The organism is Knoellia pratensis, from assembly GCF_042666395.1.
In the GTDB taxonomy this organism is placed as follows: Bacteria; Actinomycetota; Actinomycetes; order Actinomycetales; family Dermatophilaceae; genus Knoellia; species Knoellia pratensis.
Map to the genome: position 1 here is coordinate 574413 of NZ_JBHTDJ010000001.1, position 24151 is coordinate 598563.

The window sequence follows — 24151 nt, forward strand, 5'->3', positions numbered from 1 at the left end:
GGTCTCAGCCCTTCTGGTAGATGCCGGCTTCGCCGAACTTGTGGGCGAGCTTGTTGGCTCCGACGATGAGGATGAGGCCGATGACGCCCTTGAAGAGGCCGGCGGCGGCGCCGACGCTCCACCCGCCACCGACGACGCCGGTGTAGTAGGTGAAGGTGTCGAGGACCTCGGCCGCGTGGGGTCCGACGGCGGGGCGTTGGAGGATGAACTGCTCGAAGCCGACCGACAGGATGTCGCCGATGCGCAGGATGAGCAGCAGGATGATGACCGGCCGCAGAGCGGGGAGGGTGATGTGCCAGAGGCGACGCCAGCGCCCGGCGCCGTCGGCCGCGGCCGCCTCGTACAGCGAGGTGTCGATGCTCGCCAGCGCCGCGAGGAAAATGATCATGGCCCACCCGGCGTCCTTCCAGACGAGCTGGGCGACGACGAGCATCGGGAACGTGTCGGGGTTGGTCATGAACGGGATCGCGTCGACGCCGAGGTCACGTAGGGCGTTGTTCACGAGGCCGGCCCCACCGAGGACCTGCTGGAAGAGCGCGACGACGAGCACCCACGACAGGAAGTGGGGCAGGTAGACGATGCTCTGGAACCAGCGGCGGGCGCGCTGGCTCACGAGCGAGTCAACGGCCACGGCGAGCACGAGCGGCACGGGGAAGAAGAAGATCAGCTGCCACGCCGCGAGGTAGAGCGTGTTGGTGAACGCGTTGATGAAGTCGGGGTTGCTGTAGAGCCCGACGAAGTTGTCGAGGCCGACGAAGTCCGACCAGCTGATGCCGAGGTAGGGCTGGTAGTCCTGGAACGCGATGACGTTGCCGAGGATCGGGACGTAGAAGAAGAGCAGCAGGAACAGCACGCCCGGCACCATCATGAGGAGCATCTGCCGGTCGTTGCGCAACCGCGTCCGCAGCGATGGGGTCGTGCGAGCGGGCTGGGTGCGCTCGCCGGCACGGTTCCGGCGGTTGCGCCGCGTGCGGCGCCCGTTCGCGGCAGGGGCGGGAGTGCTCTCGAGCGACTCGACCGAGCCCTCAGTGGGCGGCGTCAACACGGCCATGCGATCACTCCTTCGTGATTCCGGTGGATCGGGGTGGGCGACCGATCTCTCGGTCACTTAATCGATTCACCGGAGACTAGGGGCGACTCAACCAGAGTGCAATAGTTTGATCACTATGAGTTTGAAATGATCAGATTCAATCATGGCACGCGGTGTGCCCAGCCCGTGCTCAGCTCGTGCTCAGCCAGCCGCACCTCGGGCAGCGACAAAAAAGTCCCGCACCACACGGCATACGCCGGGGTGCGGGACCTTCGTGAGGCGGGGCCGGAGGGGTCAGTAGCGGCGACCCGCTCCACCCTTGCCCTTGAGCGCCTTCTTGGCCGCGCGCAGGACCGTCGCGCGGCGGGTCGTGCCCTCGCGCTTCGGCGGGAGGGAGAGCTCGACGACCTTCCAGTAGACGCCGCCGACCTGCTTGGCGAGCGAGCCCGTGACGTACTTGAGGTCGTTGCGCTCCATGAGGTCGCGGATCTTCGGCGCGATCTCGGCGTAGCGGTTGCTCGGCATGTCCGGGAAGAGGTGGTGCTCGACCTGGTGGCTGAGGTTGCCCGACATGAGGTGCATGGCCTTGGAGCCGGTGATGTTGCCCGATCCGAGCATCTGTCGCAGGTACCACTCGCCACGGGTCTCGCCCTCGATCGACGCCTTCTCGAAGGTCTCGATGCCGGGTGGGAAGTGGCCGCAGATGATGATCGTGTTGGACCAGACGTTGCGGACGAGGTTCGCGACGATGTTGGCGCTGAGGGTGTGCGGTGCGGAGCCGGTGAACGTGGCCGCGGCCATCGCGGGGTGCACGACGTAGTCCTTGGTCATCTGCGTCTTGATCTTGGCGACCGTCGCCTTGGCGTTCTTGTGGAACTCCGCCTTCTCCTCCTCGCTCATCCGCTTCTTCTTGGCGAGGTAGCCGCCGAGCTCGAGGTCGTAGGCCGCGATGGAGTACTCGAAGAGGAGGGCGTTGGCGACGTGCCAGACCGGCTGGAAGAGGTAGAACAGGCTCCACCTCTGGTCCTGGTCGACGCGCAGGATGCCGTAGCCGAGGTCGTTGTCGCGGCCGAGCACGTTGGTGAACGTGTGGTGGATCTGGTTGTGGCTGTGCTTCCACTGCTCGGCGGGGCTGGCGTGGTCCCACTCCCAGGCGGTCGAGTGGATCTTGGGGTCGCGCATCCAGTCCCACTGGCCGTGCATGATGTTGTGCCCGAGCTCCATGTTCTCGAGGATCTTGGAGACGGACAGGCCGGCCGTGCCGAGCCACCACATCGGGCGGATGCCCTTGTACTTCACACCCGAGAAGAGGAGCGCGGCTCGGCTGCCCATCTCCAGGTAGCGCTGTGCCGTGATGACCCTGCGGATGTATGCCGCGTCGGCAGCTCCGCGTGAATCCATCACTTCCGCACGGAGCGCGTCGAGCTCGCGACCGATCTCCTCGATCTGCTCGGGGGAGAGGTGCGAGGCGGGGTTGGGGCGGCCCGACTTCTTGAACTCGGGGCGCTGCGGGCGCGGCTCGGCGCTCGCGACGCTGAGGCGTGAGTTCATGCCGGGGGCAGGCATGTTGGGGTTCTCGGTGCTGGTGGTGGAGCGGGTCTGGGTGCGTTCGGGGGCGAGGGTCATGGGTTCAGCTCCTTCGTTCGTGTCCCCAACTCACCCAATAGGACGGTTGGGGACGGTTCGTGTGCGTGCCCAACCGTCCTATTGGGTGGGTTAGGGACGGTTGGTCAGAGTTCGATGTCGCAGCGACCGGCGACGGCACTGACGCAGGTCTGAATTTTGACGCCATCCGCAGCATCTTCGGAGGACGTGATGTCGCCGCTGCGCAGATCGCGCACGGATCCTTCACGCATGGTGACGACGCAGCCGAAGCAGATGCCCATGCGGCAACCGCTCGGCATGAGGACACCGGCAGCTTCACCGGCGTCGAGGATCGGGGTGCCACCGTCGGCTTCGAGGGTGACCTTGGTCTTGGCGAAGGTGACGGTGCCGCCCTCGCCGGGCTCGACCACGCTGGGCCGGAAGCGCTCGACGTGGAGCTGCTCGGCGAGTCCGGCTGTCTCCCAATGGGATTCAGCAGCATCGAGAAGACCGGTGGGGCCACAGACCCACACCTCGCGCTCGCGCCAGTCCGGCACGAGCGCGTCCAGGGAGGCGAGGTCGAAGATCCCGGCCACGTCGTCGTGGTTCTCGTGCAGCGTGAGGCGGCTCGCGGCGGCATACCCACGAAGTTCGTCACGGAAGATGACGTCTGCCTCGGTCGGCGCGCAGTGGATGTGGGCGACGTCGGCGAGGTCATCGAGGTGGTTGCGCAGCATGCCGATGACGGGGGTGATGCCGGAACCGGCGGTGAGGAACAGCGTCTTGGCCGGCAGCGTCTCGGGGAGGCTGAAGTCGCCGGTCGCCTGGTCGAGCATGACGAGCGTGCCCGGCGTGGTGGCCCGGACGAGCTGGTTGCTCACCTTGCCGTCGGGGATCGCCTTGCTGGTGACGCTGATGAGGCCGTCGCCCGCGTCGGCGCGGTGGGTGAGGGAGTAGGCGCGCCAGAGGCGAACGCCGTCGACGTCGATGCCGACCCGGATGTACTGGCCCGGGCGGTGGCCTGCCCAGCCGCGACCCGGACGGATCGTGATGGTCGCGGCGTCGGCGGTCTCGGGCGTGACGGACACGATGCGGCCGCGCAGGTCGGCGCCGGCGCGCATCGGGTCGATGAGGTCGAGGTAGTCAGCCGGTACGAGCGGTGTGGCGATGGCCTGGGCGACCTTGCGTGCGCCGTCGAAGAGACCGGCGAGACGAGGCGTATGCCGGGTCGCGGGGTTTCGGTTCAGGGTTGCGGTCACATACGGAAGCGTAACCTACGGCTCCGTAACTTACTAGCCCGTAGGGTCGCGTTCTGCGTCACATGGACGCGTCGCCGGCGAGGACCTCGGCTAGCCGCGCGCCGAACTCGACCGACGTGCCGGGCCACTCACCCTGGGCGCTCGCGAAGCCACCGTGGTGGCCAGGGAACATCGTCACCGGCAGCCCGAGCTCGTCAGCAACGCCGCGTGTGGTTCGGGCCGTGATCGCGTGGCCGGTCTCCTCACCGACGGCGAGGACGAGCCGCGGCGGGCCACTCCTCAGGGCCTCGAGATCGGGCCGACTCGCGGTCTCGCCGTCGGAGAACTTGGAGAGCAGTGGGTCATCACGTGATCCGTCGTCCTCGGTGGGCAGGCCGTACTCTGCCGGGTCGATCGGGGGCTGCGCGAAGTAGGCCTCAGTGAACTCGCCGTGCCAGCCCGTCAACCTGATGAAGGCCGCCATCCCCGCCCCGTAGCCGTGCTCCGCATAGGCCGTCGCGACCTCCGCGGAGGCGCGCTCGATCGCTTCCGCGTCGGGCAGGGCCCACATCGCCGGCGGCTCGTGGGCGACGACCGTGACGAGGTCCTCGGGGTGGGTCGCCGCCCAGGTCAGTGCGGTGAGGGCACCCCCGCTGCTCGCGAACAGGTCAACCGGCCCAGCGCCCAGGTGCCCGACGAGGGCGTGCAGGTCCGCGGCCTGGTCCTCGTGGTCCTGGTCGGTCCGACCGTCGCGCCGCATGGTGCTGCGACCGAGGCCGCGCGGGTCATAGGTGACGACCGTGCGGTCCGGGAACTCGGCCGCCAGTGCCTCGAAGCCGTCGGCGCACATCGGCTGCCCGATCATGAGCAGGGGTGGGCGCCCGTCGACCGTCGGGAGGGGGCCGCGCACGTCATGGACGAGGTCCACGTCAGGCCGTTCGAGGGTGTACGTCGTCACGTCCGGTTGGGTACCCATGAGTCGAGAGTAGAAGGAATCCCGCGTCGATCGGGGTGGCGCGGAACTTCCTTCCATTCTCGACCGCGTCGGTCAGTGGTGGGAGGCGCCGGCCATGAGTCCACTCCTCTGGAGGAGATCGGCCTGCGCGCCTTCGATCTCGGCGTCCCAGCCCACGTGCCATGCATCGAAACCACCCACGACGTCGGTCGCGTTGACGCCCAGGCTCCGTAGTGACGCGGCGGCAAGGCTCGAGCTGTATCCCTCCTGGCACAGCACGATGACCAGCGGATCACCGAGGGCCTCCTGCACTGCGTTGGCGCTGGTCGGGTCCAGGCGCCACTCCAGAATTGTCCGGTTGATGACCAGCGCTCCCGGGACCTCGCCGTAGCGGGCACGTTGGGTCTCGGTTCTCGTGTCGACGAGGACTGCACCCGCTGACATGGCGGCACGAGCCTCTGCGGCCGTGACTCGATCGAGCTGGCTACGAACCTCCTCGAGGTGCATCTCGATCGTGCTCATGTCAGCCGTTCCAGTCGAAGCCATGAGTCGAGAGGCCAGGGTCAACGATCTGGACGATGGGGTCGGCAGCGGCCGTCGTCACGGTCATTCCGGTCAGCACCGCCGCGAGAGCAAGGGCGCCGAGGAGGCGGTGTCCTGAGGTCCTAAAGAGCTGACACATATTTTGCCCGCTTTCACTAGTGTGTGCTTTCAACCTGGAGTGATTTCCAATGCCGTGAGACACATCAGAAGGGGGATGCTGTGCAGGGGGCCAGCAATCGGCGGGAGTCCGCCACTGCGGCACATTCCGGTGGTCGAAATCCGGTGGTCGAAACGCGTACGAGGGCGGGCCAGCAGCAATGAGTGGTGGGGCACATGACGGAATCGGTTGACCTTTTCGCCAAGCCAGGAAATGCGGGCGAACCGGACAGGTTGCTGCTTCGACGATCGGCACACCTCGTCGACCACGGAGAGGAGGTCAAGCAGCTTCTGTGGTCGGCCGTTATGGACGCGATCCACGCGCCGGAGCGTCAACGTCGGGTCGCGTTCGCGGCGAGGGGTCTGGAGGACAGCCGCGAGATGGTCGCCAAGTGGGCCCTGAGCACCCAGACGTCCGTGCGCAACAGCCAGGTCAACGGTGGTTTCGACATCTCGGGCCGCACGGCAAACCTCAACGAGTGGGCCTACCGGCACGGGGTCACTCTCACGCGCGTCGTCAACGAGGTGACGGCCAAGCACTACCCACTCCTCCCGCTGACCAGCCTGCACTGTCACCACATCGCGGTGGCGCCGGTCAGGTTGGCCATGATCCTGTTCGACGAGACGCACCTGGGATTCGCCGGACCACCGTTCGACAGTGGTGACAGCTCGTTGTGGTGGACCACCGACTCCGCTCTGGTGAACGCGGCCCGGGAGCTCGTGCTGGCCCAGTCGAGGGACGGCCACGGAATCGAACCCCTGCCGCCAACCGCCGTCAACCATCGCCGCCTGTGGGTCCTGATCCACCTGCTGAACGGGCTGACCGACACGGCCATCGCCCGTCGCCTGGACGTCTCCCTCCGGGTCGTCGAGCGGGACGTGCACCACATCAAGGAACTCGCTGGCGTGAACACGCGCATGGAGATCGTGTGGGGCCTCGGCTTCGGGGGGACCGCCTCCAGCAACGGCTGACCCTTCTCCGGGTCAGGGGCGGTGTACCGCCAATCCCTGCGTCATCACCCACCTTGGACCGAACACTCGGGCTCACGACCGATCACGGTCTGTTCGAGTGAGGCAAGGAGAAGACGCAAGTGGTTGCAACACGACAGCGGCATGCGGCGTTCACCACTGCGACCGGGGAATCGATCTCGGTCGGCAGTCACAGGGAGGTGTTCCTGCCGGGCGACTGGTCAGGTCGCTTCTTCTATCGAGAGATCAGCGACGTGCGGGTCTTCGAGATCCAGCCACGGGGCCACGGGCTGCTGATTCTCGACCACGGTTCGCCCACGAAGGTGACCGACGAATGGGTCGGAGACGGTGGTCGGTTCATGATCGCCCACGACCCCGACACGGAGGCCAACCTCGCCATCTGGTCCGGGCGTCACCACGACCTCGTGAGCTGGGTCATGGGCCCGGTGCCGATGCGCCGCCAGGTCCAGAAGCTCTATGACGCCCTCAGCTGGCGCGACACACCTTCCGGCATCAGCGTGTCCATGCGCTACCCCAACCGTGGCGGACGCATCGAGCAGCAGGAGTACCTCGTGGGCACGACAGACGGAGCCCTCCTCAGTGTCCGCGATCCTCGCTCCTTCGGCGACATGACGCCCAAGGGAGCCGGTGCCAAGACACGCAACGGCGAGGTGTGGAAGCGGCGCATCGAAAGGAGCGATGGCACGGTGGGTTCCTACTACGCCCTGGGCACCCCGACAGCACTGACGGTCTACTACCCCAAGGGCGCCGGCGTGGCCGAGTCCGTGGACCTCGACGTGCTCGACAACCTCTCCGTCTCGTGGGGCACGTGAGCTCCATGGAGCCCTTGACGGGAGCCGTCGTTCTGGCGTGGCTCGCGATCGTGGTCCTCGCGCTGGCAGTCTCAGGCCTGCTGAGGCGAGTGAAAGAACTTTCGGAGCAAGGGGTCGGGGCCGCGGCCGTCGGCCCTGCCTCTGAGGAGTTCACCCTCCCTGCCGTGGACCCCTCGACCTTCGGAGCAGCGAAGATCCACATCGTCCTCGTCGTCGACCCCCTCTGTTCGACGTGTCACGAGGTCCTTCCCCACCTGGCCCAGCTCTCGGAGCGTGCGGACCCGGTGGAGGAGTCCTTCCACGCGGTGAGCCACGAGAGTCGCCACGGGTGGGACGACACGGGCTTCCCCGTGATCATCGACGACGACCTGACCCGGCAGCTGGATGTTCCGTGGCGGCCGGGAGTGGCGTTGGTCGACCAGTCCGGCAACGTCGTCAAGAGCCGCCCCGTCGGCTCCGTCGCGGCGTTCTATGCCGCCCTTGAGGAATTTCGTCATGACCCGGCCGCACTGTCGGCCAGAGAAGGAGAAAAGCGATGAGCATCGTTGAAAGTCAGATCCCCGACATGGACCTCATGCCCTCCACCGCACCACGGTCGGAGGTCGGGGCACTGCTGCACTCGGCGCACAAGCGTGCCCTGTCACGACGATCCGCGCTGCAGGGCGCGCTCGTCGGGGCGGCGACGGCGTCCTTGGGTGGCCTCTCCCTCGTGAATCCCGCGAGCGCGTTGGCCAATGGCCCGCAGGGGGAGACCGAGTTCACCAACTGCACCGTCTACAGCTACTCGGATTCCGCCATCTGCATTGGTGGCAACGTCTCCAGCTCGTGGTGCAACGGGTCCAAGTGGCACCGGACGGATGGGTGGAGCATGACCTGTTCGAGCGGGCACTACTACATCGCCTGGGGCCGTTGCAACGGCCGTGAGGCCTGGCGCTGGGGCTATGGCGGCCGCACCTACCGGTGCGCCGACGGGTACCAGTGGGCGTACTCGTGCGGGAACACCGCAGGCACCAAGACCTGGACCATCTGCAAGGCGACCCTGTGACTGCTCCAACCCAGACAGTGGGTGCTCCGCGGTGGATCTTCCACCCCGGGGTGCCCACTGCCGCCATCGTGCTGGCCGCCGCGAGCGTCGCCCTGATCCTCGCCTCTCGCGGTTGGTCGTCAAGCCCGGCATGGGTCGTGCTCGCCCTGGCGGCGGGATACTCGATCTCCGGCTCTCCTTGAAGCCTGAACTCAGCTGACCTGCTGAACTCGTCGGTCTGGCGAGGCAAGCCTCTTTCGTGGTTCAACCTGGGTTTGGTCTTCGGCGCCCTGTTGAGCGCCCTCGTGGCCGTGTCTGCGGGCTCGATCATCCGAGCTGCCCTCCCGGAACGCGTGGTCCTCGTGGTCCTTGGCGCGTTCGCAGTGACGGTCGTGACGGCGGAACTGATGGGACGTCGACTGCCACTTCCACAGAACGCCCGCCAGGTTCCCCGATCCATCGTGTTCGATGACCCTCGGTGGGGCCCGTTCCAGTTCGGTTTCGAGATGGGCACGGGAGTGCGGACGTTCGTCCCCACGGGCCTGCCCCACCTCCTGGCCCTGGGCCTCATCCTTGCCGCCCCCTGGTATGCAGCTCTGCTGGCCGGCGTCGGCTTCGGTATCGGTCGTGGGTTCATGTCCACGAGCCGGACCAAGTCAGGAGACGTCGGTTGGTGGGACATCCGATACCAGCGGACGCGTCGTCTCAACGTCGCAGTCCTGTCCTTGGTGGCCCTGGTGAGCGCAGTGACCATCGCTGTCATGTCCTGGTGACGGGCACTCGGGCGGCCCCCGCCGTGGGGCCGCCCGAGTCGGAGTCACTGCACGTGGATGACGGGGCCACCCGCCGCGACGACCTCGCCGATGATCGGGGCGCCAGGGACCTCGCCGACGACCAGGAGGCCACCCGAGGTCTGAGCGTCGGCGAGCAGCAACAGTGCATCCTCGTCGGCGCCGCCGCCGAGATGTGGCCTCACCCATTCGAGATTGCGCTGCGAACCCCCGGGCACGAACCCGTCGCGCAGCGACTCCCGGGCACCCTCCATCACGGGGACGGCCGAGGCGTCGATCCGGGCCGCCACTCCCGAGGCGCGCATCATCTTGAACAGGTGGCCGAGCAGACCGAAGCCCGTGACATCCGTCGCCGCCCGCACTCCCGCTGCGGTGGCAGCCCGGGCCGCCTCGCGATTGAGCGCCGTCATCACGGAGATCGCTTCGGGGAAGACCTCGCCAGTGGCCTTGTGCCGGTTGTTGAGGATCCCGGAGCCCAAGGGTTTGGTGAGGCTGAGCGGCAGCCCCGCGACGGCAGCGTCATTGCGCATGAGGTCTTCGGGAGAGACCAGACCGGTGACGGCGAGGCCATACTTCGGCTCCGGGTCGGTGATCGAGTGCCCGCCTGCCAGAGGACATCCCGCCAGTGCCGCGACGGTGGCGCCACCGCGGAGCACCTCGCCGAGAAGCTCCATCGGCAGGACGTCGCGCGGCCATCCGACGAGGTTGATCGCCAGCACCGGATGCCCGGCCATGGCATAGACATCCGAGAGCGCGTTGGCAGCCGCGATGCGACCCCAGTCGAATGCATCGTCAACCACGGGAGTGAAGAAGTCCGCGGTCGAGAGGACGAGCTGATCACCCGCGATCCGGACGACTGCGGCGTCGTCCCCGTGCTCGAGGCCGACGACGAGAGTGTCGCTCCCGGGCATCTCGATCTGGGCGAGAAGGCCTTCGAGCTCACCCGGTCCGATCTTGCATGCGCAGCCGCCGCCGGCGGCGAACTGCGTCAGCCGAATGGTCCCCATGGGGCCGACAGTAAGTCATGCGGCCCGTCGGTGCATCGGGTACTTTGTGCCCGGAGGTGTCAGGGTTCCTGGTGGGCCCCACGGTCTTCAAAACCGATGAGTCCGAGCATCTCGGGCTGGCGGGTTCGATTCCCGTCCATCTCCGCCAGCTTGAGGAGGGGGTTGCCGTGGGTGCACGTGAGGATGATCGACGCCGGATCCCCCGCACGGATGTCCTCCTGAATGATGCCGAGGTCCGCTCCGCCGGGCGCGACAAGTCCGTTGCCGAGGTCGAGTTCGTGGTGCGAGGTGTCCTCGCCCGGGCACGCTCCGGGCAGCTGGGCGTCGACGACGTTCGGGCGCAGGTGCTGTCAGAGGTGGCCTCGCCCACCTACTCGGGCACACCGGTCCTCAACGCGACTGGGGTGGTGGTTCACACGAACCTGGGCAGGGCGCCGCTCTCGTCAGGTGCGGTGAGCGCCATGGTCGCCGCCGCCGGCTACGTGGACGTCGAGCTTGATCTCGCGACTGGTCGTCGCGGCCCGCGAGGGCTTGCCACTCGAGAGGCGCTGCTGCGTTGTGTCCCGGCGGCGGAGGACGCCCTCATCGTCAACAACGGGGCCGCCGCGCTGACCCTCGTGTGCACGATGCTCGCGCAGGACGGCGAGGTCCTGCTCAGTCGGGGCGAGATGGTCGAGATCGGCGACGGATTCAGGATTCCACCGCTCATCGAGTCGACAGGAGTTCGCCTGCGCGAGGTGGGTATGACCAATCGGACACGCCTGGCCGACTACGCCGACGCGATCGGACCACGGACGCGAGCCATCCTCAAGGTGCATCCCAGCAACTTCCGAGTGTCCGGGTTCACCACCAGCGTCGGGTTCGCTGAGCTGCGCACGCTGGGCTTGCCGGTCATCGCCGACGTCGGCTCGGGCCTGCTGTCGCCCGATCCTGCGCTCCCGGATGAGCCCGATGCTGCGACCACTCTCCGCGATGGTGCCGACCTCGTGATCGCCAGCGGGGACAAGCTCCTGGGCGGCCCCCAAGCGGGGATCATCCTGGGTTCGTCCGCTCTGGTCGAGCGGGCGCGCAGGCACCCGTTGGCGCGTGCGCTTCGGGTCGACAAGATCACCTTGGCCGCGCTCGAGGCCACCTTGAGAGGTGTGGAGGCACCGGTTCCCCACTATCTCCACCTCGATCCGGCTCGCCACGAGGAGCGAACGAGACGCCTCGCTGATCGGCTCGGAGCAACGGTGGTGGAGGTCACGGGCAGAGTCGGGGGTGGTGGTGCGCCGGAGGTGGGGCTCCCGGGGTGGGCCGTGGTCCTGCCGGAGGCGTGTGCACTCCACCTTCGGCGCGGGCGGCCGACCGTGCTCGCCAGGGTGGAGCAGGGACAGTGCCTTCTGGACGTGCGGTGCATACCCGAGGAGTCGGAAGAAGCTCTGGAATCCGCTGTGCAGTTCGCACTCAGCCAGGTCTGACATGCTCGTCATCGCCACGGCCGGTCACGTCGACCATGGCAAGTCGACCCTCCTGCGCGCCCTGACGGGCACGGATCCGGACCGACTGGCGGAGGAGAAGCGCCGCGGACTCACGATCGACCTCGGGTTTGCCTGGACCGCCCTCCCCGGAGGTGGCGCGGTGGCGTTCGTGGACGTCCCGGGGCACGTGGACTTCACGACCACGATGCTGGCCGGCGTCGCCCCCGCGAGCGCCGTCATGCTGGTCGTGGCCGCCGACGAGGGGTGGCGAGCCCAGTCGGAGGAGCACCTCCTCGCCCTCGAAGCACTGGGGACCACTCACGGGCTGGTCGTGATCACGAAGGCGGACCTCGCCGACCCCTCGTCGGTCCTGGAGTCGGTCCGTGAGCGGTTGAGGGGGACCTGCCTGGCTCGGGAAGACGTCCAGGTGGTGTCTGCCCAGTCCGGTGACGGGCTCGGCTCGCTGCTGGCGGCGCTGCAACGACTCTCCGAGGACATTCCCCCTCCCACGGAATCGAGGACCCGACTGTGGGTGGATCGCGCGTTCGTGATCCGTGGGGCGGGCACTGTGCTGACCGGCACCCTGGCCAGCGGCCAGGTCTCGGTCGGGGACGTGCTCGACGTGGCGGATGCGTCGGTGACGGTCAGGCGCCTGGAGTCGCTCGGCCAGCAGGTGGAACATGTCGGCGCACCCGGTCGGGTCGCGGTCAACGTTCGTGACCTCCCGGTGAGCGCGGTGCGGCGTGGAGACACGCTCACTGGGCCGGGCTGGATCCCGTCGCTCACCATCGACACCACGGTTCCACCCATGGACCTTCCCCAATCGGCCACGCTGCACGTGGGCTCAGCCGCCCATGAGGTCCGCATCCGTCCGTTGGACGAGGGCTTTGCGCGGTTGACCCTGCCCACACCCCTGCCGCTGACCCGCGGAGACCGCGCCGTGCTCCGCGCCAGCGGGACTCGCCACGTCCTGGGCGGTGTGCGCGTGCTGGACGTGGATCCACCGCCGCTGGTCCGACGCGGATCGGCTCGACGTCGGGCGGCCGCCCTGGCCACAGACCTCACCCCGGATGACCCCGTTGCTGAGATCCTTCGTCGCGAGGTGGTGAGTCACCTCGATCTGCAGCGGCTCGGGTTCGGGACTCCCGCGTCGAACGACGGACGCGTCGTCTCCATCGACCGGTGGTATCTCTCCGGCGAGGTGATGACTCGTTGGAGGTCCGTCCTCGTCGAGCGACTGTTGGACCCGCACCGCGACCTCCAGGACCCGGACCCCACCGAGCTCGCCGTCGTCCGGGACCTCGGCCTTCCGAGTCCTCGAGTCCTTGCCGCCGTCCTCGAGTCGACAGGACTGACCGTTCGCGGCGGCCGGGTCACCCGGGTCGAGCTTCCGCGTGATCTCGGGCCGCACGAGGCGGCCGTTGCGGCACTGGAGAACCGGCTGGCAAATGACCCCTTCGGGGCCATGACGAAACCTGACCTGGCCGCCACGGAACTTGGCCCAGCCGGCTTGAAGGGCGCGGAGCGGGCCGGAAGGTTGATCCTCCTCGACGATGAGGTCGTGCTCCTCCCGACGGCGTTGCCCTCGGCCCTCGAACGACTGGCCGCGCTACCGCAGCCGTTCACGACCAGTGAGGCACGGCAGGCGTTGGGGGCAAGCCGACGAGTGGCCCTCTCCCTGCTACGACGGCTGGATCACGACGGAGGGACCCAGCGACTCCCCGACGATCGACGGATGGTCAGTGGTCGCCAGCCATGAGTCGACCGATCTCGGTGCGGTCGGCGTCCTTGCCGTCGATCTCGGCGACGACCTTGCCGCCATGGATGACCGCGATGCGATCCGAGAGCGACAGGATCTCGTCGAGCTCGGCCGACACCAGGAGCACGGCTGCGCCCTCGTCCCGGGCCTCGACGATGCGCCGGTGGATGAACTCGATCGACCCGACGTCGACACCTCGTGTGGGCTGGGCCGCCATGAGAAGTCGCGGCTTGGCGGACATCTCGCGGGCGACGACGACCTTCTGCTTGTTGCCACCCGACAGCGAGCCGGCCGGGGCCTCGACATTGGGCGAGCGGATGTCGAACTCCTCGCGCAGCTCGACCGCGTGCTCGCGCACCGCACCGAAGTCGCGGATGAAGCCCTTGGCGAAAGGCGCCTCGTCGTAGGTGTTGAGCACGAGGTTGTCGGCGATCGAGTAGCTCGCGACGAGGCCGTGCTTCTCGCGGTCCTCGGGCACGTGCCCGACACCGGCGTTGTTGGTGTCACGGGCGTTGGACTTCGTGATGTCGTCTGCCCCGAGATGCACAGAGCCGGCGATCGATGGGCGCATACCGGCGATCGACTCGACGAGCTCGCGCTGACCGTTGCCCTCGACACCGGCCAGGCCCACGATCTCACCGGCTCGCACGTCGAGGTCGAGGCTGTTGACGGCACCGAGGCCGCGGTCGTCCTTGACCTGCAAACCCTTGATCGAGAGGACGGTCTCGCCCGGGGTGGCCTCGGCCTTGTCGATCCGCAGGACGACGTCGCGCCCGACCATCATCGAGGCGAGGTCGCTCGTCGTCGTGTTGGAGAGGTCATCGACCCCACCCACGACCTTGCCCTGGCGCAGGACGTAGCAGCGGTCGGCTGCGGCCAGCACCTCACGCAGCTTGTGGGTGATGAAGACGATCGACGTCCCACCCGCGGCGAGCTCCTTCATGACACCGAGCAGCTCGTCGGTCTCCTGAGGGGTGAGCACCGCGGTCGGCTCGTCGAGGATGAGCAGGTCGACCTTGCGCGAGAGCGCCTTGAGGATCTCGACGCGCTGCTGGGTGCCGACGGGCAGGTCCTCGACCTCGGCGTCCGGGTCGACCGCGAGCTTGTGCTTGGCCGACAGCTCGCGGACCATGTCGCGGGCGCCGTCGAGGTCGAGCACACCACCCTTGGTCGTCTCGTGGCCGAGCATGAGGTTCTCGGCGACCGTCATGACGGGCACCAGCTGGAAGTGCTGGTGCACCATGCCGATGCCGCGGCGAATCGCGTCCTTGGGGTCCTTGATCCGGCTCGAGTCGCCCTTGATGGTGATCGTGCCGGCGTCCGGCGTCATGAGTCCGAAGATCTGCTTGACCAGCGTCGACTTGCCGGCGCCGTTCTCACCGAGCAGCGCGACGATCTCGCCGCGGTCGACCCGCAGCGAGATGTCACGGTTGGCGTGGACCGTACCGAAGGACTTGGACAGCCCGTCGATCTCGAGGAGAGTCTCGCGGCCGCCTGCGGCGGTACTGGCGTATGCCGCCTGCTCACCGTTCGCACCGCCTGCGTCTGGAGGCGTGGTCGCCATGTCAGTCACCCTTCACGAACGGTTGGCCCACGGCAGCTGGCGCCCGCACCCGACCGGCAGCCGCGGCGAGCACGACGAGGGTGAGGACGTAGGGCAGCAGGTTGATGAACTGCTGGGGGATGTTGACGACGTCGCTCGCCTGGAGCTGCGATGCCAGCGACTGCATGAAGCCGAAGAACAGCGCGGCGGCAAGGGCTCGCAACGGACGCCAGGCCCCGAAGATGAGGATGGCCAGCGCGAGGAAGCCTCGACCGGAGCTCATTCCCCGCTCGAAGGTGCTCGTCGCCTCCATGGAGAGGTAGGTGCCAGCGAGGCCCGCAAGCGTTCCTGCCGCGGTGACGTTGAACAGCCGCAGGGCGATGACATTGATGCCGGCCGTGTCGGCTGCAGACGGGTACTCACCGACGGCGCGGGTGCGCAGACCCCACCGCGTCTTGAAGAGGAGGAAGTGGAGGGTGAACGCGATGATCAGGGCGAAGAGCGCGATCGGCCCGTCCGAGAAGAACACCGGCCCGAGCAGCGGGATCTTGGACAGCAGGGGCACGTCGAAGTTCGGCAGGCCACGCGGGATGACCTTCCCGGACTCGAAGTAGAACGACGTGATGCCGGTGGCGACGATGTTGATGACGACACCAGCGATGATCTGGTCGAGCTGGCCCTTGACCGTGGAGAACGCGAGGAACGCGCCCATCGCGATGCCGGACAGGGCACCGGCGAGGACACCGACGACGATCGACTGGGTTGCTGCCGCCGCAAAGAACCCGGCGAACGCACCGACGAGCATCTGTCCCTCGATGCCGATGTTGACCACGCCGGAACGCTCACCGATGACGCCAACCATGGCGCCGAGGACGAGGGGCACCGCGAGGAACCACGCGTAGGAGAACATCGAGACGGCGATGTTGGAGTTTGCGAAGTAGAAGCAATAGGCGCCGACGAGGATGAGCGCGCTCGTGCCCGCCCAACCCTTGTTGTGCTTGAGCCACTCCATGTCAGGCACCCCAACTTCCGGCGAGCTGTGTCTGCTTGGCCGCATGGCGTCGGAAGATCCACTTCGCGACGACGGGCAGCGAGACCATCAGCAAGGTGATGGCCAGGAGGACGTCGACGACCTCGGGGCGGATCCCGAGCTGGAACTGGAGCGTGGGCGCCCCGGCTCGCATGGCTCCGACGAGGATCGCCGCGGGGATCGTGCCGAGCGGGTTTCCCCGGGCGAGCAGCGCGATGGTGATGCCGTCGAAACCAAGGGAGCCCGCGATGCCGTTCTGGTAGCGGTAGGGCTCGATCTGAAGGAGTTCGAGGGCTCCTGCCAGACCGGCGAGACCACCCGACATCCCCATCGCGAAGAGGGTTGCCTTGGTCGTCCCGATACCTGCGTACGTGGCTGCGAACTTGTTGCGTCCGACGGTCTGGAGCTCGAAGCCCAGAGTCGTGCGGTTGAGCATCCACGCGACGACCGCAGCGAGGATGAGGGCCACCGGCAGACCCCACGGGATCACACCGAAAGGCAAGAGGCGCGCCCCCTCGGGCAGCGCGGGCGATGTCGGGAACGGCTGGCCCTTGTCAGCGAGCGGGCCGCCGTTGATGAACCAGTCGATGATGCCGACCGCGATCGAGTTGAGCATGATCGTCGAGATGACCTCGTGGACCCCGCGGGTCGTCTTGAGCAGGGCGGCGATGGAGGCCCACATCGCGCCGAACAGCACGGCGACGATGACTGCGACGATGACGAGCAACGCGGGAGGGAGATCGCGCAGCGCGTATCCGACCCAGGCGGCCCCGATGCCACCGGCCATGAGCTGGCCCTGGCCACCGATGTTGAACAGGCCCACCTTCAGCGGAATCGCGACCGCGAGGCCGACGAGGATGAGCGGCGTCGTCTTCTGCAGTGTTGCGAGCAGCCCACCCTCGGTGAGGAAGGAGTGCTTGAAGAGGACCTGATAGGCGTAGGTCGGGTTGAACCCTTGGGCCCGAATGAGGATCGCGCCGATGGCAAAGGCGAGCAGCACGGCAACGAGCGGGACGACGATCGCCTGGTGGCGCACGAGGAAGCCGAGGACCCCGGTGGGGGGCGGAGGCGCACCGCGTTCGGCGACGACGGGGACCGCCGCAACGGCCTCTGCAGGGGCGGGCTCCGCGGCGGGCGCAGGAGCGTCCTTGGCCGGTGGGAGATCGGGGTCAACCATGACACTCCGGAGATGTCGGAACGGAGGAACGGGCGCCCCCAGGGGAGGGCGCCCGTTCCGTGGAAAGCATGCCCGGACTGTATCTGAAGCAGCGTCGAACCGGCAGGTTCGGGGCGCTGTGCCACAAGCCCGATCAGGCCCGGGTGTGGACCAGGGTCAGGCGACCTTGATGGACCCGTCCTCGAGACCCTTGATGACGGTCTCGACCTTGGTCTTGACCTCGGCCGGGAGCTTGGAGTCGAAGTCGTGGTAGCCCGCGAGGCCGGTCTTGCCGAGGAAGTTGCCGCCCTTGATCGAGCCGTCCTTGGCCTGCTGGATGAGCTCCTTGGTGCCGTCGGTGAGCTTCTTCTCAGCCGACGTCACGAGGCACGGGTGCGCCTCGGGGAGGGTGTCCCACTGGTCGAGGTCGACACCGATGCAGTAGAGCGACGTGCCTGCGCCGGAAGACTTCGCGGTCTCGCCGAGAGCGCCGTTTCCGGTGCCACCTCCGGCGCCGAAGATGATGTCGGCGCCCTGGGCGAGCATCTTCTTGGCCTCACCGGCACCCCACGGGGAGTCGGTGAATGCCGTGTCGCCGGCGGGGTGGTAGACCTTCGCGACAGTCGTCTTGGGGTTGGCTGCCTTGGAGCCCAGCTCGTAACCCTTGGCGTAGGCCTGGGTGGGCGGGATCTCGGCACCGAGGACGATGCCGAGCTTGTTGGACTTGGTGAGGAGACCAGCGAGGTAGCCCGCGGCGTAGCCGGCGTTGGCCTCCGGGAAGATCAGGCCGGTGACGTTGGGAGCCGTGGCCTTCTCGTCCTGGAACTGGTCGACACCGATGAACTTGGTGTTCGGGTTGGCCTTGGCGGCAGTGACGCTGGCCTCGGTCATCAGGTAGCCGACGGTGACGATGACGTCGTACTTCTGGTCGGTGAACTGCTTGATGTTGGCCGCGTAGTCCTTGGCGTCCTTGGTCTCGATGGGCTTGATCTGAGCGCCGGAGCCCTCGAAGGACTTCACGCCCTCCCATGCGGCCTGGTTGAAGGACTTGTCGTCGATGGACCCGGTGTCGGTGACGAGACCGACGCAGAACACGTCCGCCGCGGAGCAGTCCTTGGGGGCCGTCGAGGCGCCATCGGTGCCACCGGTGCTACCGCCACAGCCAGCGAGGGCGAGGGCGAGCGCGGCGGGAGCCGCGACGAGGAAAGGCTTGGCCTTCATAGGGATACTCCTTGGGGGTGTGCAGGATGCTCCCGAATGGTAACGGCACGGACCGCCTGTTGAGACCGGCTTGCCAAGGGCCGTTGCAGGGTCGTTACTGGCGAGTCCGCACACGCGCGACGTCCCACGCTCGCAGACGGAAGACTCCCACGATCGCAATGGCAAAACCTGACGACGACGTCAGGGGCGCGTCAGCGCCGCGATCTCCGCGGCATACCCCGGAAAGTTCTCGGTGAGGTGGTCGCGCTCCCCGAGCGTGAAGTGCTGCGGACGGAATGCCGGGCTGCACCAGCACGACAGCAGGGTCCAGTCGCCCATCGTCGCTGCGCCCTGCCACACACCGCGGCGCACGAGCATCTGCCGACGTTCCGCACCGAGCAGGGTGAGGGTGCCGTGGTTGCGCCGCGGGCCCTCCTTGAGTCGCAGCAGCGCGGCGGGTGCGCCCTCGAGCCACTGCCAGCCCTCGTCGATCTCGAGCTGGTGCATCGCGGAGAAACCGTGGGCGTCCGAGGTCAGCAGGACGAGGATCGAGGAGAGCTCCTGGGTGCGCGGGCCCTCGACGAACCACGCACCCTCCCCGGGGATGGGCTTCATCTTGAGCTCGGCGATGATCTGCTCTGCTGTGCGCATCAATCAGGCTTCCTGGACTGCGTGTGCGGCGGCGGCGGCGGCGTCGCGAGCTCGGGCGCGACCTCGGTCGAGGAGGTCGCGCGTGTCCACCTGCGTGCTGCGGCGCTCGCTGACGACGATCCTGCCATCCACCAGAACGTCCGTGACATCGCCCCTCCCCGCCGCGTGGACGAGCAGCGCCGGGACGTCGTGCACGGGAGTGAGGTGCGGCTGGTCGAGGTCGAGCAGCACGATGTCGGCCCGCTTGCCCACCTCGAGGCTGCCGATGAGGTGATCCATTCCGAGTGCCAAGGCGCCGTCGATGGTGGCGGCCCGCACGATCTGCTCGGCATCGACGGCCGGGTCACCCGACGTGAGGGCCGCCAGGTGGGCGGCCTGGCGCATGGCCTGCCACATGTCGAGGTCGTTGCTGCTGGCACAGCCGTCGGTGCCGATACCCAGGTGTATGCCGTCCGCTCGCCAACGCTGCCAGTCCAGTGCGCCGGAGGCCAGTTTGAGATTGGAGCCCGGGCAGTGGGCGACCGTGACGCCGGCACGGGCTGCGGTCGCCCGGTCGGACTCGGTGAGGTGGACACCATGCCCGAACACGACTCGTTGCGTCTGCGGATGTGGCTGCTCTAGCGACCCTTTCCGCAGACGTTGCGGGAGTGGCGGGAGGATTCCGGCGCTCGCGAGGAGCTCGGTGGGGGTGGAGCCCAGGCGGGCCAGGGTGTCGGCGTTCTCGGCTGCGGTCTCCGAGACGTGGGTGTGCAGGACTCCCGCAGGAGCGATCTCGCGAAGCGCCGAAGCGACGTCGGCGAGGTGCTCCACTGAACACGTATAAGTACTGTGCGGCATCGCGGCCACCGGCACCTCGGGCCCGCCGATCGAGCGCAGCACCTCGGGCCAGGCGCGCAGACCGGCGATCCGCTCCTCCCACTCCAGGCCGTCGGGACCCGGGCCGTCGAAGAACGTGGGTCCGCCGACGTGCCTGGTTCCGGCCGCGACGGCGCCTCGGTGGGCGGCCTCGTGGTGGAAGTACATGTCGAGCTGGGTCGTGCACCCACCCAGCAGGGACTCGAGTGCCCCGAGCGTCGCGCCGAGCTCGACGGTCGCCGGGTCCATCACGGCACCCTCGGCGGCCCACACGCGTGTCAGGAAGCCCTGCAGGTCGACGCCCTCGGCGATCCCGCGCAGCAAGGTCATCGACAGGTGGGTGTGGAGGTTGACGAGTCCGGGCAGGGCAAGCCGAGTTCGACCGTCGATCACCTGGTCGCCATCACGCGCGGCGACCGCGCCGATCTCGGCGATGACCCCGTCCTCGATCGCGATCGAGACGTGCCGCAGCACGGTGTCGTCGGCGTCGACCGTGACCACGATCGCGAGGTCACGCAGGACGATGCGGCTCATCCGTCGCCTTCCGCATCCAGGGAGTCGGCATCGATCTCGGAGTCGTCGGCCGCGAACACCGACCGCGTGTGCACGAGCTCGTCGATGACAGCGAGCACTCTGGGCGCGCCTGTCTCGAGGACCGCCGAGATCTCGTCCATGGTGATCGGCTCACCCGGCCGGACCCCCGCCGCAGGGTTCACAACCAGGCTGAGGGCGGCATACCGAAGTCCCGCCTCAGCGGCGAGCGTCACCTCGGGTACGCCGGTCATCCCGGCGACCGTCCCACCGGCGAGCGCGGCGAGGCGGATCTCGGCGGGCGACTCGAAGCGGGGTCCGTCGAAGCAGACATAGACCCCGCCGTCGATGACCGACTGGCCGATCTCGGTCGCGGCGTCGAGGAGTTCGCGACGCAGCACCGGGTCGTACGCCGTCGTCATGTCTGTGTGGACGACGCCCTCGGGTCCGTCGCCTTCGTGGAAGGTCGCCTCGCGCCGCGTGGTGAAGTCGAGGAAGTCGTCGAGACAGACGATCTCGCCCGCCTCGAGGTCGGGGTCGATGCCGCCGGTGACGTTGACGGCGATGACGTCGCGCACCCCGAGGTCGGCGAGGGCGCGGATGATCGCGCGGTAGTTGACGCGGTGCGGCGGCACCTTGTGCCCGGCTCCGTGCCGCGTCACGAAGACGACGGGCTGACCGTGCCAGGACCCTTGGGTCACCGACGCCGGACCGTATGCCGTGTCGACCGTTTCGCTGTGCGCGTCGTCGAGGGCGTCGAGGTCGTAGAAACCGGTGCCGGCGATGATTCCCAGAGGGTGGCGAGTCACGGGCGTCACGCTACCCGTGGTGCGAGGATGCCGGGCATGACGAGTCCGACCAGGCAGGTGGCGATCGCGGCGACGGGGTCGGCATCGCTCGGTGCCGGGCAGGCCGTCGTCGCCGCGGGTGGGAACGCGGTCGATGCCGCCATCGCTGCGGCGATCACGGCCATGAGCAGTGAACCCGGGATCGTCAGCCTGGCCGGGGGTGCCTACGTGTCGGTGTGGCCGGCCTCGGGTTCGCCCGTTGTCATCGACGGCAACGTCGCCATGCCGGGGCGCGGGCTGCCGCGCTCGGCCTTGGGTGGGGGAGTGCGCGAGGTCGTCACCGAGTACGGCGGCGGCGTGACCATGTTTGCCGGTCACGGCTCGGTCGCGGTGCCCGGCGCTCTGTCGGCGTGCGAGGCGGCAGTGGCTGGCTTCGGCTCCTTGCCCTGGGCCTCGCTGGTCGAGCCGGCGGTGGGTGTGTGTCGTGACGGCTACCCGATCGGCGGGGCCGCGGCGCGCTACCTCGCTCTGGTGGCCGACCCGCTCTTCGGGCACGACGCCGGTGCTCGTCGGTTGACTCGGCGAGACGACGGATCCCCTTTTGTCGCAGGTGATCTCGCGCGCAACCTCGAGCTGGCGTCGGTGCTGGAGGCTGTGGCCCGTGACGGGTCTTCGCTCCTCACCACCGGCGACCTGGGCCGGGCCCTCGCAGCCGACATGGGCACCCACGGTGGGCTGATCACGGAAGCCGATCTCGCGGCATACAAGGTTGTTGTCCGTGAACCGGTGCGGCGCACCGTCGGTGAGTGGGACGTCGCGGTCAACCCGCCCCCGTCGGTCGGTGGGCCACTGCTCGCGGTGATGCTCGCCGAGCTGGCTCGGACCGGCGGGCCGACGACGTGGGAGGAGATCCTGCGGGTCCAGCGGGCGGTGTTGGCCTACCGACTCACGGTGCATGACCTCTCGCGCGACCTCGCCGCCGATGGGCACGCGCTGCTCGCCTCCGTCGACCGGCACGGGCTGGCGGGCCTGCCGACGTCGGCGTCGACGGCCCACATCTCGGCGGTCGACAGTGACGGGCTGGCGTGTGCGGTGACGATGTCGAGTGGCTACGGGTCGGGCGTGACGATTCCCGGGACCGGGCTGCTCCTCAACAACGCACTCGGTGAGCCGGAGCTCAACCGGTTGGGACTGCACGCCCTGGAGCCCGGGACCCGGCTGGCCTCGAACATGGCGCCGACGGTTGCTCGGGCCGCCGATGGGCGGGTCCTGGCGGTGGGCTCACCCGGCGCCGACCGGATCACGACGGCGCTCGTGCAGGTGCTGGCGCAGCTGTGCCTCGGGGACGTCGACCTCGATGTCGCGATTCGCGCTCCGCGGATGCACGTGCGGTTCGAGGCGTCAGGCGAACCGGTCGTCGAGCACGAGGCCTCCGTCGACATCGAGAACGCGGTGCGCAAGGCAGGGCTGAGGGGACTGGACCACGGCGACCTGTCGATGTACTTCGGCGGGGTGGGCGCGGCATACCGGAGTCGCGATGGTGAGCTGCGAGCGGCCGGCGACCCGAGGCGGGAAGCCGCCGTCGGCGTCTCCTGAATGCGACTTCGTGCCCCGCACGGACACGAACTCGCTGCGCTCGCCGTGTCCGTGCGGGGCACGGAGTCGATCGCTCAGCGGGTGGCGCCGGTGACCATCCATGTGTCGGTGCGGACTCGGGCCCACATCAGGACACCTCGGATGGCCATGAACGCGGTGAACGCGAGCCACAGCCAGGTGACCGCGTTGTTGGAGCCGCGGGTGCTGCCGCCCTCGAGGAGCCAGTCCCCCATGAGGTGCACCCCGAGGATGAGCGGGAGGTAGGCGAGGAAGTTGGCGAGCATCGCCCGCGCCAGCCATTTCCCGTCGCCCGCACCGATGAGGACGCCGTCGATGACGAACGCGTAGCCACTCAACGGTTGTGACAGGGCCACGATGATGAGCGCCGCAGCGATGGCCGACTGCACCGCCGGATCGTTCGAGAAGAGCCGCGGCAGCGTGGTGTGGAGCAGCAGCACGACGATGCCGAGAACCACCCCGCTGATGACTCCCCAGCGGATCATCAGTGTTGTCGCAGAACGGGTTCGGACGACGTCCCCGGCGCCGAGAGCCTTGCCCGTGATGGCCTGCGCGGCGATGGCGATGGCGTCGAGGGCGAAGACGAGGAAGGACCAGATGACCGCCGACACCTGGTAGGCCGCGAGCGGCACGTCACCCAGACCGGCCGCCACCCACGTCGTCGTGAGCAGTACCGCGCGCAAGGCCATGGTGCGGATGAGGAGGGGGACGCCCGTGCGCGCGGCCCCGAGGATCCGGCCCGGGTGGGCGCGCAGCGTGACGTGATGGCGCGCTGCTTCGCGCATGAGGACGGCGACGAGAGCCACCGCCATGCCGGTCTGGGCGATGACCGTGCCGAGCGCGGATCCGGCTATGCCCCAATGGAATCCGTAGACGAAGAGCAGGTTGAGCCCGATGTTGCTCGTGAAGCCGAGAGCGCTCGCGATGAGCGGCGTCCTCGTGTCCTGGAGCCCGCGCAGGACACCGGTCGTGGCCAGGACGACGAGCATCGCGGGGATGGAAATCGCACTGATCCGCAGGTAGGTGACGGCGTGGCCGAGGGCCTCCGGCGATGCTCCGAAGAGTCGACAGATCGGACCTGCGAAGGCCGCGACGAGCGCAGCCGTGACGGCCCCCAGCCCGACGGCGAGCCACGTGCCGTCGATGCCCGCAGCGATCGCACCGTCACGGTTGCCGGCGCCGAGCTGGCGCGCGACGACCGACGTCGTGCCGTACGCCAGGAACACGAAGATGTTGGCGGCGGTGAGCAGCATGGCGCTCGCGACCCCGAGGCCGGCGAGCTGGGGGGTGCCGAGGTGGCCCACGATTGCGGAGTCGGTGAGCAGGAACAACGGCTCCGCGACCAGGGCGAGGAAGGCCGGGAGGGCGAGTCGCAGGACCTCCCGATGCTGGCTCGGGGTCTCTTCGGTCGGGCTCACACGGTGACGCTAGCCG

At 68.2% G+C, this 24151-nt stretch carries 24 protein-coding genes and 1 tRNA gene; 10 read left to right on the top strand and 15 right to left on the bottom strand.

Features of this window, described 5'->3' with window-relative positions:
• Nucleotides 1-4: 4 nt before the first annotated feature.
• From ACFQRE_RS02585 to ACFQRE_RS02610, 6 genes are all read right to left on the bottom strand, one after another.
• Nucleotides 5-1051 carry an ABC transporter permease gene (locus ACFQRE_RS02585; protein ID WP_380118563.1) on the bottom strand — a complete coding sequence of 349 codons (1047 nt, stop codon included), beginning with the start codon at nucleotides 1049-1051 and terminating at the stop codon, nucleotides 5-7.
• Between the two features lie 273 nt (nucleotides 1052-1324).
• Nucleotides 1325-2656 (bottom strand): fatty acid desaturase family protein, encoded by a 1332-nt coding sequence (locus ACFQRE_RS02590; RefSeq protein WP_380118566.1) that lies wholly within the window; start codon nucleotides 2654-2656, stop codon nucleotides 1325-1327.
• Nucleotides 2657-2760: 104 nt separating this feature from the next.
• Complete coding sequence (locus ACFQRE_RS02595; RefSeq protein WP_380118569.1) at nucleotides 2761-3873, bottom strand: ferredoxin reductase; 1113 nt, start codon at nucleotides 3871-3873, stop codon at nucleotides 2761-2763.
• 58 nt (nucleotides 3874-3931) lie between these two features.
• Entirely contained in the window at nucleotides 3932-4828 is an 897-nt protein-coding gene (locus tag ACFQRE_RS02600; RefSeq protein ID WP_380118572.1) for an alpha/beta fold hydrolase, read from the bottom strand.
• A gap of 72 nt (nucleotides 4829-4900) precedes the next feature.
• Complete coding sequence (locus tag ACFQRE_RS02605) at nucleotides 4901-5329, bottom strand: rhodanese-like domain-containing protein (protein ID WP_380118574.1); 429 nt, start codon at nucleotides 5327-5329, stop codon at nucleotides 4901-4903.
• A gap of 1 nt (nucleotide 5330) precedes the next feature.
• Nucleotides 5331-5489 carry a hypothetical protein gene (locus ACFQRE_RS02610; RefSeq protein ID WP_380118576.1) on the bottom strand — a complete coding sequence of 53 codons (159 nt, stop codon included), beginning with the start codon at nucleotides 5487-5489 and terminating at the stop codon, nucleotides 5331-5333.
• A 194-nt stretch (nucleotides 5490-5683) separates the two neighbouring features.
• On the opposite strand from ACFQRE_RS02610, the gene ACFQRE_RS02615 reads away from it, so the two are divergent.
• From ACFQRE_RS02615 to ACFQRE_RS02640, 6 genes are all read left to right on the top strand, one after another.
• Nucleotides 5684-6478: a helix-turn-helix transcriptional regulator gene (locus tag ACFQRE_RS02615; RefSeq protein ID WP_380118578.1), complete on the top strand. Its 795-nt coding sequence runs from the start codon at nucleotides 5684-5686 to the stop codon at nucleotides 6476-6478.
• A 119-nt stretch (nucleotides 6479-6597) separates the two neighbouring features.
• Nucleotides 6598-7308 carry a hypothetical protein gene (locus ACFQRE_RS02620; RefSeq protein WP_380118580.1) on the top strand — a complete coding sequence of 237 codons (711 nt, stop codon included), beginning with the start codon at nucleotides 6598-6600 and terminating at the stop codon, nucleotides 7306-7308.
• A 5-nt stretch (nucleotides 7309-7313) separates the two neighbouring features.
• Nucleotides 7314-7847: a TlpA family protein disulfide reductase gene (locus ACFQRE_RS02625; protein ID WP_380118582.1), complete on the top strand. Its 534-nt coding sequence runs from the start codon at nucleotides 7314-7316 to the stop codon at nucleotides 7845-7847.
• Complete coding sequence (locus ACFQRE_RS02630; RefSeq protein ID WP_380118585.1) at nucleotides 7844-8353, top strand: twin-arginine translocation signal domain-containing protein; 510 nt, start codon at nucleotides 7844-7846, stop codon at nucleotides 8351-8353. The genes ACFQRE_RS02625 and ACFQRE_RS02630 overlap by 4 nt, the downstream gene beginning before the upstream one ends.
• Nucleotides 8350-8535: a hypothetical protein gene (locus ACFQRE_RS02635; protein WP_380118587.1), complete on the top strand. Its 186-nt coding sequence runs from the start codon at nucleotides 8350-8352 to the stop codon at nucleotides 8533-8535. The genes ACFQRE_RS02630 and ACFQRE_RS02635 overlap by 4 nt, the downstream gene beginning before the upstream one ends.
• Before the next feature lie 90 nt (nucleotides 8536-8625).
• The gene (locus ACFQRE_RS02640; RefSeq protein ID WP_380118590.1) at nucleotides 8626-9105 is read left to right on the top strand and encodes a hypothetical protein; all 480 of its coding nucleotides are present in this window, start codon (nucleotides 8626-8628) and stop codon (nucleotides 9103-9105) included.
• Nucleotides 9106-9149: 44 nt separating this feature from the next.
• Here the strand turns inward: ACFQRE_RS02640 and selD are convergent, their stop codons facing one another.
• Nucleotides 9150-10130: a selenide, water dikinase SelD gene (gene selD, locus ACFQRE_RS02645; RefSeq protein WP_380118592.1), complete on the bottom strand. Its 981-nt coding sequence runs from the start codon at nucleotides 10128-10130 to the stop codon at nucleotides 9150-9152.
• Nucleotides 10131-10182: 52 nt separating this feature from the next.
• On the opposite strand from selD, the gene ACFQRE_RS02650 reads away from it, so the two are divergent.
• The 3 genes from ACFQRE_RS02650 to selB all read left to right on the top strand — a co-directional run bounded on the left by ACFQRE_RS02650 (nucleotide 10183) and on the right by selB (nucleotide 13349).
• A tRNA-Sec gene (locus ACFQRE_RS02650) sits at nucleotides 10183-10278 on the top strand.
• Between the two features lie 19 nt (nucleotides 10279-10297).
• Nucleotides 10298-11590: an L-seryl-tRNA(Sec) selenium transferase gene (gene selA / locus ACFQRE_RS02655; protein WP_380118595.1), complete on the top strand. Its 1293-nt coding sequence runs from the start codon at nucleotides 10298-10300 to the stop codon at nucleotides 11588-11590.
• Nucleotide 11591: 1 nt separating this feature from the next.
• Nucleotides 11592-13349 carry a selenocysteine-specific translation elongation factor gene (gene selB / locus ACFQRE_RS02660; RefSeq protein ID WP_380118598.1) on the top strand — a complete coding sequence of 586 codons (1758 nt, stop codon included), beginning with the start codon at nucleotides 11592-11594 and terminating at the stop codon, nucleotides 13347-13349.
• Here selB and ACFQRE_RS02665 read toward each other — a convergent pair.
• The 7 genes from ACFQRE_RS02665 to ACFQRE_RS02695 all read right to left on the bottom strand — a co-directional run bounded on the left by ACFQRE_RS02665 (nucleotide 13330) and on the right by ACFQRE_RS02695 (nucleotide 21124).
• On the bottom strand, nucleotides 13330-14913 hold the full coding sequence (locus tag ACFQRE_RS02665) for an ABC transporter ATP-binding protein (protein WP_380118600.1): 1584 nt from the start codon (nucleotides 14911-14913) through the stop codon (nucleotides 13330-13332). The two genes, selB and ACFQRE_RS02665, sit on opposite strands and share 20 nt — an antisense overlap.
• A gap of 1 nt (nucleotide 14914) precedes the next feature.
• Nucleotides 14915-15904 carry an ABC transporter permease gene (locus tag ACFQRE_RS02670; RefSeq protein WP_380118602.1) on the bottom strand — a complete coding sequence of 330 codons (990 nt, stop codon included), beginning with the start codon at nucleotides 15902-15904 and terminating at the stop codon, nucleotides 14915-14917.
• Nucleotide 15905: 1 nt separating this feature from the next.
• On the bottom strand, nucleotides 15906-17099 hold the full coding sequence (locus ACFQRE_RS02675; RefSeq protein ID WP_380118605.1) for an ABC transporter permease: 1194 nt from the start codon (nucleotides 17097-17099) through the stop codon (nucleotides 15906-15908).
• Nucleotides 17100-17255: 156 nt separating this feature from the next.
• Nucleotides 17256-18299 carry a BMP family ABC transporter substrate-binding protein gene (locus ACFQRE_RS02680; RefSeq protein ID WP_380118607.1) on the bottom strand — a complete coding sequence of 348 codons (1044 nt, stop codon included), beginning with the start codon at nucleotides 18297-18299 and terminating at the stop codon, nucleotides 17256-17258.
• Nucleotides 18300-18479: 180 nt separating this feature from the next.
• Nucleotides 18480-18929 (bottom strand): cupin domain-containing protein, encoded by a 450-nt coding sequence (locus ACFQRE_RS02685; protein WP_380118610.1) that lies wholly within the window; start codon nucleotides 18927-18929, stop codon nucleotides 18480-18482.
• 3 nt (nucleotides 18930-18932) lie between these two features.
• The gene (locus tag ACFQRE_RS02690) at nucleotides 18933-20318 is read right to left on the bottom strand and encodes an amidohydrolase family protein (protein WP_380118612.1); all 1386 of its coding nucleotides are present in this window, start codon (nucleotides 20316-20318) and stop codon (nucleotides 18933-18935) included.
• Nucleotides 20315-21124, bottom strand: a complete 810-nt coding sequence (locus ACFQRE_RS02695) for an S-methyl-5'-thioinosine phosphorylase (RefSeq protein ID WP_380118615.1) — start codon at nucleotides 21122-21124, stop codon at nucleotides 20315-20317. Before ACFQRE_RS02695 ends, ACFQRE_RS02690 begins: the two co-directional genes overlap by 4 nt.
• 36 nt (nucleotides 21125-21160) lie before the next feature.
• On the opposite strand from ACFQRE_RS02695, the gene ACFQRE_RS02700 reads away from it, so the two are divergent.
• A complete protein-coding gene (locus ACFQRE_RS02700; protein ID WP_380118617.1) occupies nucleotides 21161-22699 on the top strand; it encodes a gamma-glutamyltransferase in 1539 nt (512 codons plus the stop codon).
• Nucleotides 22700-22773: 74 nt separating this feature from the next.
• On the opposite strand, the gene ACFQRE_RS02705 is transcribed toward ACFQRE_RS02700, so the two are convergent.
• Complete coding sequence (locus tag ACFQRE_RS02705) at nucleotides 22774-24135, bottom strand: MATE family efflux transporter (protein ID WP_380118620.1); 1362 nt, start codon at nucleotides 24133-24135, stop codon at nucleotides 22774-22776.
• Nucleotides 24136-24151 lie beyond the last annotated feature (16 nt).

Coding starts and splice junctions, on each gene's coding strand:
- ACFQRE_RS02590 (WP_380118566.1), bottom strand. CDS start 2,656: ATGACCCTCGCCCCCGAACGCACCCAGACCCGCTCCACCACCAGCACC.
- ACFQRE_RS02600 (WP_380118572.1), bottom strand. CDS start 4,828: ATGGGTACCCAACCGGACGTGACGACGTACACCCTCGAACGGCCTGAC.
- ACFQRE_RS02610 (WP_380118576.1), bottom strand. CDS start 5,489: ATGTGTCAGCTCTTTAGGACCTCAGGACACCGCCTCCTCGGCGCCCTT.
- ACFQRE_RS02665 (WP_380118600.1), bottom strand. CDS start 14,913: ATGGCGACCACGCCTCCAGACGCAGGCGGTGCGAACGGTGAGCAGGCG.
- ACFQRE_RS02585 (WP_380118563.1), bottom strand. CDS start 1,051: ATGGCCGTGTTGACGCCGCCCACTGAGGGCTCGGTCGAGTCGCTCGAG.
- ACFQRE_RS02625 (WP_380118582.1), top strand. CDS start 7,314: ATGGAGCCCTTGACGGGAGCCGTCGTTCTGGCGTGGCTCGCGATCGTG.
- ACFQRE_RS02630 (WP_380118585.1), top strand. CDS start 7,844: ATGAGCATCGTTGAAAGTCAGATCCCCGACATGGACCTCATGCCCTCC.
- ACFQRE_RS02670 (WP_380118602.1), bottom strand. CDS start 15,904: ATGGAGTGGCTCAAGCACAACAAGGGTTGGGCGGGCACGAGCGCGCTC.
- ACFQRE_RS02675 (WP_380118605.1), bottom strand. CDS start 17,099: ATGGTTGACCCCGATCTCCCACCGGCCAAGGACGCTCCTGCGCCCGCC.
- ACFQRE_RS02680 (WP_380118607.1), bottom strand. CDS start 18,299: ATGAAGGCCAAGCCTTTCCTCGTCGCGGCTCCCGCCGCGCTCGCCCTC.
- ACFQRE_RS02615 (WP_380118578.1), top strand. CDS start 5,684: ATGACGGAATCGGTTGACCTTTTCGCCAAGCCAGGAAATGCGGGCGAA.
- ACFQRE_RS02685 (WP_380118610.1), bottom strand. CDS start 18,929: ATGCGCACAGCAGAGCAGATCATCGCCGAGCTCAAGATGAAGCCCATC.
- ACFQRE_RS02605 (WP_380118574.1), bottom strand. CDS start 5,329: ATGAGCACGATCGAGATGCACCTCGAGGAGGTTCGTAGCCAGCTCGAT.
- ACFQRE_RS02700 (WP_380118617.1), top strand. CDS start 21,161: ATGACGAGTCCGACCAGGCAGGTGGCGATCGCGGCGACGGGGTCGGCA.
- selD (WP_380118592.1), bottom strand. CDS start 10,130: ATGGGGACCATTCGGCTGACGCAGTTCGCCGCCGGCGGCGGCTGCGCA.
- selB (WP_380118598.1), top strand. CDS start 11,592: ATGCTCGTCATCGCCACGGCCGGTCACGTCGACCATGGCAAGTCGACC.
- ACFQRE_RS02690 (WP_380118612.1), bottom strand. CDS start 20,318: ATGAGCCGCATCGTCCTGCGTGACCTCGCGATCGTGGTCACGGTCGAC.